At 69.4% G+C, this 17,787-nt stretch carries 7 protein-coding genes; 2 read left to right on the plus strand and 5 right to left on the minus strand.

Translation table 11 applies throughout. The features are described 5' to 3' along the window. Positions 1-53 precede the first annotated feature (53 nt). Entirely contained in the window at positions 54-12,374 is a 12,321-nt protein-coding gene (locus ACFYL6_RS20240) for a hypothetical protein (RefSeq protein WP_387173149.1), read from the minus strand. Between the two features lie 951 nt (positions 12,375-13,325). Here ACFYL6_RS20240 and ACFYL6_RS20245 point away from each other — a divergent pair. After that, positions 13,326-13,868, plus strand: coding sequence for a hypothetical protein (locus ACFYL6_RS20245; RefSeq protein WP_387173151.1), 543 nt, complete (start codon positions 13,326-13,328; stop codon positions 13,866-13,868). Here the strand turns inward: ACFYL6_RS20245 and ACFYL6_RS20250 are convergent. Next, a complete protein-coding gene (locus tag ACFYL6_RS20250) occupies positions 13,849-14,322 on the minus strand; it encodes a hypothetical protein (RefSeq protein WP_387173153.1) in 474 nt (157 codons plus the stop codon). The genes ACFYL6_RS20245 and ACFYL6_RS20250 overlap by 20 nt on opposite strands. Before the next feature lie 136 nt (positions 14,323-14,458). Here ACFYL6_RS20250 and ACFYL6_RS20255 point away from each other — a divergent pair, with 136 nt between their 5' ends. After that, entirely contained in the window at positions 14,459-15,106 is a 648-nt protein-coding gene (locus ACFYL6_RS20255; RefSeq protein ID WP_387173155.1) for a hypothetical protein, read from the plus strand. A 67-nt stretch (positions 15,107-15,173) separates the two neighbouring features. On the opposite strand, the gene ACFYL6_RS20260 is transcribed toward ACFYL6_RS20255, so the two are convergent. The 3 genes from ACFYL6_RS20260 to ACFYL6_RS20270 form a co-directional block, all read right to left on the minus strand. Next, positions 15,174-15,491, minus strand: coding sequence for a WXG100 family type VII secretion target (locus ACFYL6_RS20260; RefSeq protein ID WP_387173157.1), 318 nt, complete (start codon positions 15,489-15,491; stop codon positions 15,174-15,176). A 35-nt stretch (positions 15,492-15,526) separates the two neighbouring features. Next, positions 15,527-15,847, minus strand: coding sequence for a WXG100 family type VII secretion target (locus tag ACFYL6_RS20265; protein ID WP_387173159.1), 321 nt, complete (start codon positions 15,845-15,847; stop codon positions 15,527-15,529). Between the two features lie 19 nt (positions 15,848-15,866). Continuing rightward, the coding region (locus ACFYL6_RS20270; protein WP_387173160.1) for a hypothetical protein at positions 15,867-17,787 on the minus strand (1,921 nt) is incomplete at its 5' end.

Here is a 17,787-nt window from a genome sequence, read left to right on the forward strand (position 1 = left end):
TCAGGGAGTGCCCCGTAGTCCTCGTGTGAGGGACAACCGACGTCCGCCGGTGGCTAACAGTCCATGATCCGGTTCCCCAGAGCGATCAGCTCGGGATCGAGGACGTGCAGCGCCATGACGAACTCCATGAGCGCGCCGCGCGACCGCACGCGGACGTCGGCGGCGCGTTCGAAGGCCCGGGTGTACGCGTCGGCGTCGCCTTCCAGGAACTGACCGACGTTGGTCAGGAGGTCGAGCACCGCCGCCGACTCGGCGCCCATCGAGGGTAGCGCGGCCAGCAGGTACGGCAGGCTGGCCAGCGCCTGCGGGCTGGCGTCCCGGGCGAGGGCCGACAGGATGTCGTCCAGCCCGTCGGTTCCGGGCCCGCGCAGGAAGTCGCGTCCCTCGGGGATCCTCGCCAGCGCCCGCAGTGCCTCGTTGTCCGCCCAGTGCTCGACGGCCCGGTCCAGATCGGCGTCGAGCTGGCCGAGCGCGGCGTCGACGTGGTCCGGCGCATAGCGGGCGGCGCTGGTCCAGGTGCGGATGTCGTCGACGAGATGCGCACTGGCCTCGTCCAAGCGTGCGCGAAGGAATCCTTCGAGGGCCATCCGCTCGTCGTCTGCCGGCACCGGCCCGAGCACAGTGCTCAGCCGGGCCTGGTCGGACGCCAACGCGGCCAGCCGTTCCTCGACGACCACCTGCCGGCGGGCCTGCTCGGCGAGGACCGTCAGCACCCGCTCGAGCTGATCCGCCGAGTCGGCGGGCCCGCCGAGAAGCCGGGCGTACGCATCCAGTCCTTCCCGCCGAACGGCCTCCGGGGTGCCGGCCGGCAGGTCGGCTACGAACCGGCTGTACCCGCCGGCAAGGCGGAACTGCCCGTGCAGCGCCTCCACCGCACCAGCGCCGAGATCGCGATGCGCCGGCACCACATGGGTCTGCGCGGCGTAGCGGGCGATCATGCGCGCCTGCGGGTCGAGGTCCCCGTGCTCGGTCTCGAAGTCGCGCAGTTGCGTCGTGATCAGCTCGTCTGCGCGCGCCCGCAACTCCTCCGCCTCGCGGAGCTCGGTCATCCGCTTGCGGGCGCCGTCGACGAGCCGAGGGTGATACCGCTTGAAGAGGTCGAAGGCGGCATCGACAGGGGAGCCCTCGTACTGGGCAGCGACCCACGCCTGACCGACCAAACGGCGTACGCCCTGCTCGAACTCCGCGACCACCCGGTTGCCGAGCTGCGGGTTCCCGCCGTCCAGCCGCTCGCGCAACGCGGCCACGTCCCCGGCGTCGCGGCGGAACGCGATCACCCGATCGTAGAAGGGCTCCTGTGCCCGGAACCGCTGGATCAGATCGTGGTAGTCGGCGCGTGCCGTGGCCTCCAACGCGTCGATGGCCGGACGGTCGAAGAGCTGCGCCGCATCGCGGGCGAAGTCCTGCGCCATCTCGAGGTGGTGCGCCCGGAGCGGCCCGACGTTCACCCGTAGCACCTGGCGTCGGAAGTCGGCGGCGAAGTCGGGTGTGGTCAACCGCGGAATTGCGGGCGCCGGTGGTTCCTGCGCCGATTCGGGTTCGCCCAGCGCGTCGCGCACCTCGTGGACCAGCGCGGCGCGCAGTCTCGCGGCGAGGCTACGCACCGCCGGGCTGATCAGTCCCCCGTCGGCCCAGGTTCCGACCGCCCGGTCGAGTTGTTCGGTGAGGTCCGCGACCGGACGGGCTGACCCCTGGTCGGGAAGTCTTCGGGCCAACTGTGCCGCGCCAAGCCCTGCCATCAGACGATCGTCGAGTTCGGTCAGCTGGTCGAGTTCCCAGTCGGCGACGCCCGCGTCCCGCCAGAGGGCGCGCTGGTTGGCCACCGCACTGTCGATCTGGTCGGTCAACCTTCCGGTCAGCTCGGTGCGCTGCCGATGCTCGTCCAGGCCGTCGATGATCCGGGCCTGCCGGGCCTGCCAGCGCGTCCGCGCGATACCGACGGAGTCCGTGGAGCCGGTGTAGTTCGCGTAATGCTGATCGAAGGCCCCGAGGATCGCCTCCCGGACCGGCTGGTCGGCTGCGTTCTCGTCGAGTACGCGTCGCAACGCGTCACGGTCCGCGTTCCGCAGCCGGTCGCCCGCCGCCCAGTTGTCGAACCAGGTCGCCATCTCGTCGATGGTCCGGTCGTACTCCTGCCGCCAGGTTAACCGGTCGAAGTTCCAGTTGCCGGCGAACCTTGAGTCGAGGCCTGCCAGGACTCGCGCTCGGAACGCCTCCGACGCGGCTTCGGCAGCCGCGCCCGTCTCGGAATCTGCCCGTCGGGCCGCCAGGACCTCCGCCAGACGGTCGTTCAGGGCCGCGCGCTCGACCGCGAAGCCCACCCCCTCCTGCGCGGGCACCCGGCTACGGAACAACTCGATGATCGTGGCGTCCGCCGCCCCGCCAACAAGATGGGGAACGACCCGACCGATAAGCGCGTCGCGCTCCGCCGGACCGAACAACGCGGGCAGCGTTTCGATCCCGGCGATATCGAGGTACGGCCGCAGCACCCTGTCAATCGTGCCGGCCTCCACAGTCGGCGCGATCTCCCGCACCGAAAGGGCGACGGTCCGTACGGCGATCCAGGCATCCAGACGGGACCGGATCCTCTCCAACCGCCCCGCCCACCACGTCCGCTCGGCCTCCCCGAACGCACCGTCGCGTGAGAACCTGCTGTCGAACTCCCTGGTCACCGTGGTGACCAACGCGGCATCGACATCGACGGCCTGATCCGTAGTCAACCCCGACCGCGCCACCGCCGCATCGAGATCCGGGCGTAGCGAAGCCTCGGTCCCCATCCTGGCATCGACCCGTCGCGTGAACGCGTCGATCCAGGTCGCCATCTCGTCGATGGTCCGGTCGTACTCCTGCCGCCAGGTTAACCGGTCGAAGTTCCAGTTGCCGGCGAACCTTGAGTCGAGGCCTGCCAGGACTCGCGCTCGGAACGCCTCCGACGCGGCTTCGGCAGCCGCGCCCGTCTCGGAATCTGCCCGTCGGGCCGCCAGGACCTCCGCCAGACGGTCGTTCAGGGCCGCGCGCTCGACCGCGAAGCCCACCCCCTCCTGCGCGGGCACCCGGCTACGGAACAACTCGATGATCGTGGCGTCCGCCGCCCCGCCAACAAGATGGGGAACGACCCGACCGATAAGCGCGTCGCGCTCCGCCGGACCGAACAACGCGGGCAGCGTTTCGATCCCGGCGATATCGAGGTACGGCCGCAGCACCCTGTCAATCGTGCCGGCCTCCACAGTCGGCGCGATCTCCCGCACCGAAAGGGCGACGGTCCGTACGGCGATCCAGGCATCCAGACGGGACCGGATCCTCTCCAACCGCCCCGCCCACCACGTCCGCTCGGCCTCCCCGAACGCACCGTCGCGTGAGAACCTGCTGTCGAACTCCCTGGTCACCGTGGTGACCAACGCGGCATCGACATCGACGGCCTGATCCGTAGTCAACCCCGACCGCGCCACCGCCGCATCGAGATCCGGGCGTAGCGAAGCCTCGGTCCCCATCCTGGCATCGACCCGTCGCGTGAACGCGTCGATCCAGGCTGGAGCGTCCCGCAGCCGGGTCGTGAGTCGGTTCGGCCACGTCCCGACGTCGAGGTTCCACCACCGTGCGTGTGCCTCGTCGAAGTCACGCAGCACAGCCACCCGATGTGCCGCCACGGCTGCGGGGTCGCCCGGGATCTGATCCAGACGTTCCTGGAGCCGTGTCCGCTGGCCCGCGTGATCGTCTCCGATCGGCACGGGAACCGGATCAGTGTGGAGCCACCGGCGGGCGGCCTCGCTCGGATCGCCGTTCAGCCCAATGCGCGCGGCGTCCTCCTGTCGGAGCCTCCGGGCCAGGTAGGCAGCCAACGCGGCCTGCTCCTGCGGGCTGAGCACGGCCGGCAGGTACCGCGTCGACCGCAGGTTGAGGTGTCCGTCCATCGCATCGTCGATCTGGCCGACCATCCGATCTGCGACCTCCCACATCGGATGGTCGGCAGCCAGGGGGCCGTGGGTGTGGATGAGCGTGTCGTCGATGCGATGGCGGATCTGGTTGCCGATCTGCCGCATGGTGAGCCAGCCACCGATCCGGCTGGTCAACTGCCCGAGCCTCTGCCGCCACGCGCCGTCCTGCTCGAGGGTGAAGGGAGACCCGACCGGGTAGGTCGCCTCGAACTCGTCGACTGCTGCGTTGTAGAAGCTGTAGGCGGCTCTTGTCGCCGCCGCCGAGGCCGGCAGCCTCCCGAGAGCGACGTTCAGCGCCAGGTTGAGGTTGGCACCGAACTGCACCCGCGCCTCGGCTCTGCGCTGCCAGGAGCTGATCCAGTCGCCCTTCGCTTCGAGCCGCCGGGCGAGATCGGCATCCCAGGCGGCGCGGTCGAAACTCCAGTCCGCCTCGTTAACAGCGTCGAAGCGGCGGAGTTGGTCCGCCCGGAATGCCTCGGTCGCCGCGTCCGTTCCGGGCACCTCGCGCAACAGCCGCTGTCCGAGCTGTACCCGCTCGGCACCGAAGTCGGTCGGGAAGAACGAGCCCGCCCATGCCGGGTCGGCCTGCACCGGTGCGACGTGCACCGAGGCCCGCAGCAGGTCGCCGGCCTGCTGCGGCATGACCCGGGCAAGCTCCCCGGCCAGGCGCCCCTGCTCGGGCATGCCGAGTGACCGTACCGGCCTGATCCAGTCGCTGAGATTGAGATTGAGGTACGGCTCGACGACCTTCTCGATCGCGTCCGCAGACCGCTGGAGCCACCCCTTCGATCGCCAGACCGACCCCGGTGCGAGTGTGCGAGCCCGGTCGGCCAGCACCCGGATGGTCTGCCACGCCTGGGAACGGTCGATGAGTCGCCGGTAATTTCGTCGCCACGTCTCCTGCTGGGCCGGGCCAAACTCGTCCCCGGCGGCGACGTCCGCGGTGACCTGCGTGAGGACGGCCGCACGGAACCCGTCGGCGGCAGGACCGACGATGTCGGTGGTGAGATCGCGCTCCAACTCGGCCACCGCGTACGCCCGGACCATCCGTCGGGTAACCGCGCTCGTCGCCGTGGTGAGCTGATGGCCGATGGTGACGTCCGGCGCACGCCAGTCCCGCTCGAACGCGGCGTCGACGCTGGCCAGAACCTCTCTCCGGTAATCCTCGACCGCCACGTCGAGGTGCCGCAGAACGACACGCCCCGCGCTGATGCCGAACGGGCCGGTTCCCCTGAGCTTCCGGGCTGCTTTCGTACCAAACTGTCTGGCCTGGTCCTTGACCGCGACCTTCACCTCGGTGAGCGCCGCGTCCAGGCGCTCTTCGATCCCGGCGCGCCGGGCGGCGAAGTCGGTCCCCGGCCGGGTCGGCACCGGCGTCGTGAGCAGGTCCGCGGCGAACGCGTCGCGGGCCGCCGACGGCGCACCGGCCAGCAGGGTACGACCGAGCATCTCCTGTTCGCGCGACCCCATCGAGGCCGGCAACGGGGACGTCGACGACAGCCGGAGGTACGGCTGCAGCGCCTGGCGCACCGCAGCCTGCTCGGCCGGCCCGACGCTCTCTACCGCTCGGGCACCAACCCGGTGGGCGACCAGCCACGACCCGAGCCGCTCGAACATGTCGTCAAGGCGGGCCTGCCAGTCCGCGACTTCCCGATCGCCGTACGGGTGGTTCACCGGATGGGCTCGGTCGAACTCCTGCGCGACCTCGGTCGTGAACTGCACGACGGCATTCATCGACGGGGGCGGAAGGTGACGCAGCGCCTCGGCAAGGCGGCGCCGCACGATGGACGGGAGCGTGGACCGATCATCGGCCCGGCGCACGTACGCCGCCACGAACGCGTCGGCGTCGGCCAGGTCGGCCTCCATCTGGTTGGCCAACACGCCGCGGTCGAACGCCCAACCGGTGGTGGCCAGCGCGTCGAAGCGTTCCCGCACCCGGTCGGTGAAAGCCGAGAGGGCCTCCTGCACCGGTGCGCCCGGCGCGTACGCCGCAAGAACGTCCCGCAGGCGCACCTCGACCTGGAGACCCAGCGCCTCGCGCTCGGCGGCCAGTCCCGCACCGGGCCGGGCGGCCACGGGGTGCTGACGCAGCGACTGGACGACTCTCTCGGCCAGTGGAGACATATCCTCGGCCACGGGCACCTGCTCCAGCCGCGCGCCGATCTCACGGGCGAGCGTCACCTGTTCCTCGACACCAATCGAGGGCGGCAGGATCGCGTGCGCCGACATGGTCAGGTACGGGGCGAGAGTTTCCCTGACCACCTGCTGGAGCCGCTGCTCGACCCGGGCCAGCCGGTCCGCGTCGACCTCGGTGAGCGTGCCCTGCGCTCCCCTGACGTGCCGGACCACGAGCCTCTCGACTCGGTCACCGACCAGGTAGGTGGTCACCCAGGAGTCGAACGACCCGATCAGCTGGCCGTACCGGGCGTTCCAGCGGTTCACATCGGGGAGGGTGAACGTGGTGGTGGCCGCCATCCTCTGGAACTCCGCGGTCACCGCGCTCGTAAAGGCTCTTCCCGCCGCCACCAGCACATTCCTGCCGACCGAGTTGCGGTCCAGGGCGGCGAGTGCTTCCGGCACGTCGCGTTTCAGGCTGGCGGCGAGAAGTTGCTCGGTCTCCTGACGCAACGGGAACGAGTCGATTCTCCGGCCGATACCGCTCAACGTCTCGTCGAACTGGTGCGCCCAGGAACCCCGGTCGAAGTTCCAGTTCCGCTGGTGCAGCACGTTCAGCTCTGCGAGCACCTCCGCCCGTACGACGGCAGCCGAGGTGGCCCGGGAGGCGTCGGTGAGGGCCGGCGTCGGTCGACTCAGCACCTCCGCGATCGTGTCGTCGAGGCGCGCGGCGACCTGCTTCAGCTCGCCCGCGAAGCCGGCCTCCACCGAGGTCGGTACCCTCTCGGCACTCGACAGCTTGCGGCTCACCCGGGTCACGACGTCCGACACCAGGTCGCGGACCGGCTCGCCGATACCCTCCGCGACGAGCAGTCGGCTCACCTCGGCCTTCACCGCCGGTCGGATCTCTCGCAGCAGCGCCCTCTGCTCGCTTACGCCGAGGGAGGGCGGTAGGTGCCCGCTGGCCCGTCCCCGCAGCGCCGCGCCGAACTCCTTGGTGACCACCTCGCCAAGGCGTCGCAGTTCCGTCTCGGGGAGTTTGTCGGCACGCGGTGCGAGGAGCTCGTCCGCGATGTCCTTGACCCGTCGTTCCATCATGACGACTGTCAGCTGGGTGTCGATCGAATCGCTCAGACTCCGATAACGCTTCTCCCACACGCTCGTGAAGTTGTCGCTGTACCGCGCGCCGTGCATCTCGTCGGCAAAGGATCGCCGGATGGCCGCGGCAGCCGCCTCGGGCTCGGCCCGCTCGACGCCCCTCCCACCGACGCGGTCCACCGCCGCGCGCAGATCGGCGTCGAGACGCCACTCCAGGTCCTCGACGAACGACCCCCGCCGCAGGTAATTGAGTTGGCTGCCGTACCGGTCTCCATTGGCTTTCTCGTTGCCGAGCCAGGTGGTCCGATCGGAGGCATTCGTCAGGTTGCGGTCGCGGGCGGCCATGAAGTCGGCGCGATGCGCGGCGGCCAGTTCGGTGACGAGGTCGGACCGCAGCGGAGCGCCGGACCGGGCGGCCGCGGCCCTCTCGATGAAGTGGAACTCCTGCGCCGCGATCTTCAGGTTGGTCAGCGAATCGAGTTCGGCCTCCACCCGGCCCGGTAGGCCCGCGCGGAACTCGTCCACCTTCCGGGCCCACGCCTCGTTCGCCCCCAGGGGCGAGCGGCCCGAAGAGTCGATCTCGTCGAAGGCGCGTCGGAGGTCGGCGGCGAGCCGCCTGGCGACCCGGTCGACGCCCGCTCTGTCGAGGGGGCCCGCTACGTCGTCGAGACGCAGCATGAGGTCGTCCCGGGTGAAACGCACCGGGTGCGGTTCGGTCATCGTGTCCAGGTCGGTGGCGAGGCGGTCGCCGGTCAACTCCTCGAACCGCGCCCTCGCCTCCTCGGGGGATCCCCCGCCGCGCGGCCGGTCACCGTCCCCGGCGCGCGGCCCGTCACCGTCCCCGCCGCCGCGCCGGCTGCCGCTGGGCACGCCGTCGTCCACCTCGGAGATCAGGCTGTCGTCCACCCGGGCGATCAGATCGTCCTGGAACCGCGCCAACTGCTGCGCGGTGACATCGGGTCGCAGCCCGGCGGCCTGCCGCACCTCGGCCCGGGCGGCAGCGGCCTGCTCCAACCGCGCCGACGCGTGGTGGGCCGCGGCCAGACGAGCGGGCAGGCTGATGGAGCCCTCGATGTCCGGGGCGCTACGCAGCAGCGACTCGAAGGCGTCCCGCACCCGTTTCTCGACCGTGGCCAGGTTTTCCGGGGCGAAGACGTCGTCCAGTTGCCGCGCCTCGGCGGACCCAGCGAAGGTGGATCCCGGCTTCCATCGCTCCACCCCGAACGCGCCGTCCGGCCCGAACACCTTGTTGAAGGCATTCCGGGTCTGGCTGGACAGCGTGGTGACGATCTCGTCGGCCACGGCGTCGCCACCGGGTCGTACCTCGTCGCCGAAGGCGCGGCTCCTCCCGAGCCCGTGAGCCAGCGCCGACTCACCCGTCAGGTACGCGTCGGCATGCAGGCGGATGTCCCGCGCCAGTTCGGTGATCCGGGCGTCGACCGCAGCTCCCAGATCCGCACGGGGGCCACCCTTGGCCAGATCGTCGATCGTCTTGCCAGCCGTGGCCGAGAAGCGTTCCCAGAACGCGGTGACGTGATCGACCGTCTGCGCCGGACCGGTCTCCGGAAACAGCTCGGTCCGGTCACGCGGGCGCGCGTCGCGGTGGAACGCTTCCTCGACGGAGCGGCGAAGGTCGCCGGCGCGCCCCTCCCAGCGCACCTGCGCATCGAGCCGCCCCGGCAGCGACAGCCGAAGGTCCTCGTACCCGCGTGCGAAGCCCCCGAAGTCGGCGTGCCCATGCCACCCCTCCTTGCCGCTCAGGTACTTGCCGATGAGCGCCTCGGCGTCCGCCTCGTACGCCCGCAGCAGCTTGTCGGCGGCCGCCGAGGACGGCAGGTCCAGGTTCAGCTCGACCGACCGGACGTCGCGGCCGGCCTGCTCCAGCACCAACCGCCGGGTCTCGGCGATGTCGAACGCGTCCCCGTACTTCTGGGTGCGGGCCGAAGTGGTCGGGTCAGCGGGATTGTCGAGCAGGTGCGGCGAGGTCTCGCGGCCCCCCGGACGACTGAGCCAGGTGATGCCGGACCGCTCACTCGCCGGCATCCGCTCCATCAGGTGATGGATCTCCCGGACCACAGCGTCCGGGACGTCGATTCCGGACGCGCCCACCACCACGGGCCTGTCGCCGCTGAGCTCACCGAGCCGGGTACGGAACGCGTCGTAGACCGACACCTCCGTCGGGCGGGCCCACACCCCCCACGAGTGCGATTCGAGCGTCCAGCCCTCGCTGAGCCGGTACAGACCGGGCTGGGCAGAGGCTGTCAGCCCGAACGGGGCGTCCACGGCGGCCACGCCCGAGCGCCATTCGGCGGCGAGGTGTTGCAGGGTGACCAGGCCGTTGCCGTCCACCGGATGGGCGACGGCTTCGCCGGGTGCCGGACGGCCCCGGAAGGCGACGGTCAGCCCCGTGCTCCGAGCGACCTCCACCAGCGCGCTGTCGCTGAGGAACGGCGCGTACAGCACCATGCCGTCCCGGGCCAGTGGACCCAGGCCGGCCAGATCCACCTCGGGCCGCACGCCCGGCCCGGCCACGATCCGGAGGCCGTCGGGCAGCTCGTCCAGCCCTCTCACGGCCCGAACGACTGCGCTGTCCGCGGCCGCCTGGACAGCGTCGACGTGCACGACCAGACCGCCGGACGTCGGAGTCACCGCCAGTCCGCGACCGTACAACAGTTCGTTGATCTGCCTGCGGTGCTCGGTCCACGACGCTGGCGAGTGACGCGTGAACGACGCCGCCGGCTCGCCGGCCGGAGGTCGGGCCTCAACTCGCAGGTCGTGCAGGACATGGGCGGGGACGCGGGCGTCCCCGCCGTGCATGATCCCGTCGTACGCGGTCAGCCGCTCGTGGACGTACGTCGCCTCCAGCCGGTCGAGCATGTTCCTCGGCAACTTCGCCTGCGCCAGCGGATCCAGAGTGCCGAAGTCCCGAATCGCCTGGTCGCGTACACCGACCAGGTCGGGGTGTCGCGCGGACGCCGGCGGACCGTCGGGCACGGGCCGTCGGCCGGTGAACGGATCGCCACCGATCCGCTCGGGTTCGACAGGTCGGCGGCCGGCCATCGCCTCGGGGGTGAAGGCTCGACGTACCTCGGTCTGCATCCGGACCGCCAGGTCGTCCCACCGGGCCAGGTCCGGGCCTCGGCGGCCGATCCCGCTCACCAGGTCACCGATCTCGGCGTGGTACTTTTCGCGAATCACCTGGAGCGCTTGGGTGACGTCGTCGGCAGAGCCACCGCGGAAGGCGAGATCGGCCCTGGCCTCCGCGATGTCGTCCGCCACGCGTTGCATCTCGTGGTACGCGAAACCGTCAACCCGCAACTGCTCGCGCATGCCCTGGAACCGAGCTGCCCAGACATCCTCGGCGGCCTGGAATCGGGCGCTGCCGGGCCCGTGACCGGCTTCGTAGACCGGCCGCCAGACGCGCTCGAACTCGTTGTCCACGGCGTTACGGAACGACGTCCGCCACTCGGCCGCCTCCTTCTCGGGCAACGCCTCCAGAGAGCGCAGCCGGGGTGCCCCCGCCACCTTGGTCAGACCGGCGATGTTGCTCGTGGCCAGCGCCTCGGCGTTGAACGCCGCGTCCGCGTCCGGGCGGAAGCGTTGAATGGCGGACGCACTGCGAACAGCCGCCTCCCACCGCCGATTGATGTGCGTGACCGCGTCATCCAGTGCCTTTTCCGGCTGGTGGCCCGGCCGGTACTCGACGCGCTGCTCACGCTGCACGTAAGCCGTCGCATAACGCTCATCGGCGAACTGCTTGCCGATGCTCTTGCTGAGCGTGGTGAACTCCTTGTCCCGGACGCTGGCCCAGTTCCGTGCCTCGGTCTCGACCTGCCGCCTGACCTGGGCCGCGTCATCCGCCACACGCGCGGACTGCGGATCGCTCCGCTCGCCTGCCGCGGCTCGGGCGTCCCGGGCAGCAGCCGCCTTCGCGTCCGCGTCGAACGTGGTTCGAGCCTGATCGAGGGTGGTTGGTCGGTCGGTTCCGGCGTTGTACCGCCCGCCGCGCGCCTGTTCGGTCCGGTGGTCCCGGATGGCGCTGCGGAAGTCGTTCATTGCCTGTGCGAACTCGGCGCGGTTGGTACTGCCCAGACGGCTGACCAAGGGGTCGAACCTGGCGGCAGGAAGGCCGGCACGCCTGACGATGTCGGCCGCCACCGTCTTGACCGCTCCGGCCATCTCTCCCGGAACCGTTACGGAGAATTCCCTGCCGATCATCGTGCGCACGGCCGGGAGTTCCTTGGCCACGCCGGCCTCGCCCGCGAAGAATGCGGCGAAGCGCTCCAGTGTCTGCCGGTTCTGGCTGGCCAGTCGACCGGCATGCGGACCGAACTGCGCAGCCATGCCCTCTCGGACCGACGACCAGAACTGCCCGCGTGCTTCGGCCATCATTGTGGCCCGCCGCGCCGCCGCGGCCTCAGTCGGATCGGGAATCCGCTCGGCCCGCGCGGCCTTGGCGGAGATGAGCTCGGTATGCCGGTCGGACATGTTGCGGGCGACGGTGTCCAATTCGCCGCGGACCGGGCCAGCACCACCCGCGTCGGACCGGATCTCGGATCGATCGATCGGAGCGCTTCGGACAGGTTCGGCACCGGCCGGGCGACCGGCTTCCGGCGACCGCACGCCGGCGCCCGGCGACCGGGGCGCGACGCCCGGCGTCCCCGATCCCGCACTCGATGTCGCGGGCGCACCATCCGTCGCCCGCGAGGCAGCACCCGTCGTGGTCGGCGTGCCCACCTCACGGGTACCCACGCCCGAAGCGGAGAACGACGCTTCGGGACCCACCGAGCGCGCGCCGGCGGACACCGAGGGCTTGGGCACCGGCGCTGAGACCGCCGGCAGCTTGCCGGGCAGGTACGGGTCGGCGCGCGGCACCTTGAACGCGTCGGCCGCCGAGACGGTGATGGCGGTGGGCGGCTCGCCGTGCCCCACGGACGCCCGCGGCAACGTGGGGGGCGCGCCGACCGCGTGCGGGCTGGCGCCGACGGTCGGACCGGCGACCGCCCCATCGCGCGCCGGCGAATCCACCACCTCGTCAGATCGACCCAGGGCACGGCCACCGGACGAGGAGATGGAGGTCGGCGCCTCCCCGCCGGCGGTACGCGGCGGGTCGCCGACGTTGCCCGTCCCCGGCTTGGCCGCTGGTGCCGCTGGTGCCGCCTGCCGCGCCGGACCTCCGGTCGGCTGAGTCCCGTGCGGCGACGAGGCAGCCTCCGGAGCGCCCACCCGTGCACCACCTGAGCCAGCGGCCGGAGGTCCATCCAGAACAGCCCGAGCAGACGCCGGAGCACCCACCTGGTCCCCCAACGGAGGGCGGGTCGGGTTGCGGACCACGGTCGACGGCGCATCTGCGGTCATCGCCTGCGGAACCCCCGGGCCCCTGTCGGATGCGACGCTGCCCCGCGCACCCGACGCGCCAACCGACCCATCCAGCGGGCGCTCGGCGACAGGGAGGATCCGGGCACTCGATGAAGCCTCCGGAGCACCCGCCCGGAAGCTGCCGGGGCTGGCCGTGTGAGGCCCGTCCACACCAACCCGCGCAGCACCCGAACCCACCGCCGGAGGCCCGTCCACACCAGCCCGGGGAGTGCCCGGCCCGGCAGTCGGAGGGCCGTCGAGGGCAGCCCGAGGCAGTCCCAGAGCACCCGGCTGGTCCCCGGTCGGGGGCCGTCGGACGACGGGCGCCGGGCCGTCTCCGGCCAGCGCGCGCGGAACTCCCGGCGCGCCGCCGTCGGCGGCGGCCCCCGGGACTCTCTCGAACGCGGCGTTGCCTCGCGCACCCAGCGCCCCACCCGAGGCATCGAACGGACGCTCAGCACCTGCGATGATCCGGCTGCTGGAGAGCGGTCCCTGACCGGCGATCCCCTCCGGCGGACCCGCCGCCCTCTGCGTTCCCACACGGGGGCCGCCCACGGCGGCGTCGATGTGCGGCGTCGCCGACAGGGGTGGACTACCGCTCGGTCTGACGGTGTCGCCGACCTCCGTGACCGTGCCGATACCCCTAGAGGTGGGGGACGGCACGGGTACATCGACGACATTGCCCACGCCACCCTTGGGCCCACCCCGGAGGCCCGATAGGCCACGGATCGAACTGAGACCGCCCATGAAGCCGGCCAGACCGGCGCTGAGCGCTTCCCAAGGTGTGGGCTTGAAACTTCCACTGCCCGGGACTGCGGCGTGGGCGATTCCCCCGGCGGCCATGTCGAAGACGACCTGCAGTCCTCCGTACGTCAGGACGCCCAGGGCGATGTCGAGCACGAGGGTGGCGATAGTTCGGGCCAAGCCGGTGAGGCTCGTCATTCCGATGAGGATGTCGGCGATCGCAGCGAGGACCGGGCCGAGGACGAACGACACCACGAGAAGGATGACCCCGAACACGCCGAGAAGGGCCTGCAGGATCGCGTCAAGCTTTTGCTTCTTGAGAAACTCCTCCCACTTGCCGGCTACCTCACGGAGCGCGCTCGCCCACTCACGGGCCCCCTGCGCGGCCTTGCCGACCTGCTCGATCACCCTGTCGGCGGCCAGGCGCATGGCGTTATGGGCCTGGCCCTCCCACAGAATCCCGTCCACGCTGGACCGCACGAGGCCGCTATAGCCGTCCAAGCGGCCGGCCTGCTCATCCCACTTCTGCGCGAGGGCGCGAAGTTTCTCGGGGTCCGGGTGACTCGGGGGGATATCGGGAGAGGTCACGAAGATCGGATCAGACGTCGCCGTACGTGATCTGGATGGGGTTGTAGGGCGAGTTCTCCGGCCGCTTCCCGTCGTCCGCCTGGCCCGTCGACTCTAGGGCCTCGCGCAGAGCATCGAACATGTGGAAGACGCTGTGCTCGGCGTTGTCGTAGTTGCTGGCCGCCTGGACCGCGACCACCCGGATCAGACCGAAGATGCCCGGCTTGCCGTCCTTCCCGTCACCCCCGGGTTCGCCGAACAGGTCGGCCTGCACCCTGTCGAGCCGTTCGTTGAACGCGTCCGCCGCGGCAGCCGACTCCCCGACCCAGCTGAGCTTCAAACCCTTCCACGTATCGGCGATCACATTCCAACACTCGACGATCGCGCCGATCTCGGCTCTCATCGAGACGTGTGCGTTGTGATAGATGACACCCGGCCTCACGTAGATCGCCTTGGTGGCGTCTTCGTACGACGTTGGGGCGTCTGACGGGAAGGGGACCGTCACGGTTGCTCCTCGGTTTCCGGGTACTAGATCCCAAGCTAGTGAGTTGTGTGGACCGGCGACACGGCCCCGTTTGGGAACACCGGGTCACCTCAATGAGGACGTTGCAGGTTTCGTCGTGCGCCCGTAAGAGTCGGGTATGGCTGACGAGGGAACGAACGTCGTTGATCTGACCCAAACCTGGTCCGACGCCAAGACGATAAACGGCGACAACGGCAACTACACCGACCCGGCGAGCGTCGTGCCGAAGGCACCCGATGTCCGCTCGGACGGCGAGGGCGGCTTCGAGGATTCGTACGGTCGTCCGACCAACGACAAGGGCATCCTGGTCGACGACAACAACGTCCCGCTTGATCCAGGGCAGCCGTTCATGGGTTCCTTCACCGTCCACCTGGACACGGTCTATTCCGCCGAGCAGACGCTCCTGCACGAGGCCAAGAATCAGATCGCGCAGTTCGAGGCTTTTCGCGACGAGGTGGTCAGCCAGGAGGCATGGATTTTCTTCGCCGAGAACGCGGAAGACCTAGTTCCCTACTACCACGATGACGAGCCGCTGGCCGCAAGCGATGGCTCGAACAACCAGTGGGATGTTCCGGCCGGCACCTACGCCGATGGCAAGGACGGCAACCCGGAGGAGACCGCGAAGCTCGTGCATGCCCAGAACCAGCTGCTCCAGGGCTGCGGCACGGCCATACATCTGGTCGGTACGTTCGTCGGCAAGCTCAACGACACTGGTCAGATGTACGCCGGCGCCGACCGTGCCTCCTGGGCCCCGGATCCGGACTGAGGCCGATCCCGCTGGCGAGGGGGCGGTGCGGTCCCTTCCGACACCGCCCCGATCCCGCCGTTCCTGCTCAGCCCTGCGGCCGCCAGGTCCTGAGGTTCGTCCACTCGCACTCCGAGTAGTTGTTCCAGCTCAGGTTCAACGCCGAGGCGATCAACCCGAGAACTCCCTCCGGCCCGAAGAGTCCATCGGCGGCGAGGTTCCACTCGCCCTGAAGCCCCGAGTAGTAGTCCTTGGCGTCGCCCTGCCACGTTTCGGAGAGCGGGAGGAGCTTGCTCTTGAGCGCTTCGAGCTGCTCGACGATCTCGGCCGCCCGGCCGTTGAGCTGCCCACCGGCGGTCTCCAGCTCCAACGGCACCCAGAGGCTGCTGCTCGTGGGGTCACCCATGACGTACTCCTTGCTGTTGAGTCAGAGCTGTTGTGTCAGAGCCGGGCACCGGGGATGTCGCCGTTGACGGCGACCAGGCTGTTGATGTTGGAAATCTCCGTGTCGACGTAGTTGACGGCGTTGCCGCGCAGGCCACTGCCGATGTCGCTCAGAGCGTTGTGCAGCATCTTCCCGTAGATGTCGAAGTCGGTCATCAGCGCGTTGAACTGGTCGGAGGCAACACCGTGCCACTGCGCCTGAAGATTGACCACGAAAGACCTGAGCGAGGCAAGCTCCGCGTCGATCTCGGCATTTGTGGAGTCGCAGCTGGCAGCCGCCTCCGTCACCATCTGAGGAGTTACCTGAACTCTTTGCACTCTGTCCGCCCTTCTGAATTCAACGAGGTGTGACTGACCCGTCGGAATTGAAGTCGACCGGGGTCAGGTTCTTGAGATTGCCGCCCTCGACAGCCACGTACTGGTCGTAGGCACGCCCGAGCGCGACGACCGAGTCGTGGAGGATGCCCTGCACGTCGTTGCTGATGGCGGTGATCCGCCCGACCACCCCCTCGTACTGCCGCCCGGCGGGGCTCTGCCAGACTTCGAAGATCCCTTCGGTCTGCGTCTTCAGGTTCGTAAGGTGCCCGTCCAGGAGACTGGCCTGGGCCGCCACGATGTTTTTCGCCTGGAGCAGTTTCGGGATCTCCACCCGGTATTCGAACCGGCTACCGTCTGGGTTGATCTGATAGATCGGACGACCGTGGGAATCCGTTCCAATAATCGTGCCGTCCGGATATTTTGTCACCGTCCAGTCGCCCTGGTACGAGATGGAGATGTGCTTGCCGTCCTTGGTGCCGTAGGTGGGCCGACCCTGATCGTCGAACTTGGTGTACGTCCACCCATCGATGACCAGCGAAGTCACCTGGCCGTCTCCGGCCCTCGTGATGACCGTGCCGTCGCCGTACTTCCAGACACTGGAATCGTCGTGGCCGTAGGTGATGGTGACCTTCTGCTCGGCGCCACCGTGCTCGCCTGGCTTGTGGCCGACAAGTGGACGGCCTTGGTCGTCGAACTTGGTGTATGTCCAGCCGTCGGAGATCATTCTGGTCGGGTGACCACTCGCGTCCCGCTCGATGACGGTCCGGGCATTGTGTTCGTCGATGAACGTCCAGGTGCTGCCGCCGTGCGCGCCGTAGCTGATGGTGACGTCACCGCCCGGCCCGTGGCCCGCCGTGGGCCGGCCCTCACCGTCGAAGTTCCGGAACGTCCAGCCGTCCTGGACCATGGTGAGCGGCTTCCCGGAGGCGTCCCGGGTCAGGGTCATCGTCGTGGCGCCGCCAGCATCGTGGTAGGTCCACGTGGAGTCGCCGTTCGGCTTGTAGGCGATGGAAACCGACTGCGGAGGTTGACCGTCCTCCCGCGGCACCCTGCCGTGGACGGGCCTATTGTCTGAGTCGAACCGGTCGAACACGATGCCGTCGGATGTGGTCTCGCGGGTTATCGCGCCGGCGGCGTTCCGCTCGACATGAGTTCCATTAGCGTACGACCAGGCGCTGCCTCCATCGGAGGTGTAGCTGATCGTCACGTCGCCGGACCCGGGTACGGTGGCGTGCGTCGGCCGGTTCTCGCTGTCGAACCCGCTGAACACCGTGCCATCGGACGACACCTGCGACGTCACATGACCCGAACTGTCGTACGACACCTTCGAGCCATCGTCGAACGACCAGGTGCTACCACCGTTGGCGGCGTAGCTGATCGTCGCCTCACCCGAACCCGGCACACTCGCATGCGTCGGACCATCATCAGTGAAAGCACTGAACACCGTGCCATCGGACGACACCTGCGACGTCACATGACCCGAACTGTCGTACGACACCTTCGAGCCGTCATCGAACGACCAGGTGCTACCACCGTTGGCGGCGTAGCTGATCGTCACCTCACCCGAACCCGGCACACTCGCATGCGTCGGACGACTCTGACTATCAAAGGCACTGAACACCGTGCCATCGGACGACACCTGCGACGTCACATGACCCGAGCCGTCGTACGACACCTTCGAACCGTCATCGAACGACCAGGCACTACCCCCACCGACATACGAGATCGACGCGACACCACCACCATCAGGCAACACCGCATGCGTCGGACCATCATCAGTGAAAGCACTGAACACCGTGCCATCGGACGACACCTGCGACGTCACGTCGCCGGAACTGTCGTACGACACCTTCGAGCCATCGTCAAACGACCACGTACTACCACCGTTGGCGGCGTAACTGATCGTCACCTCACCCGAACCCGGCACACTCGCATGCGTC

Origin of the sequence: Micromonospora sp. NPDC007208, assembly GCF_042869175.1 — a bacterium.
Classification (GTDB): Bacteria; Actinomycetota; Actinomycetes; order Mycobacteriales; family Micromonosporaceae; genus Micromonospora; species Micromonospora foliorum.

Bases quoted from the DNA above. Each gene is read 5' to 3' on its own strand.
- ACFYL6_RS20255 (WP_387173155.1), top strand. From the start codon at position 14,459: ATGGCTGACGAGGGAACGAACGTCGTTGATCTGACCCAAACCTGGTCC.
- ACFYL6_RS20260 (WP_387173157.1), bottom strand. From the start codon at position 15,491: ATGGGTGACCCCACGAGCAGCAGCCTCTGGGTGCCGTTGGAGCTGGAG.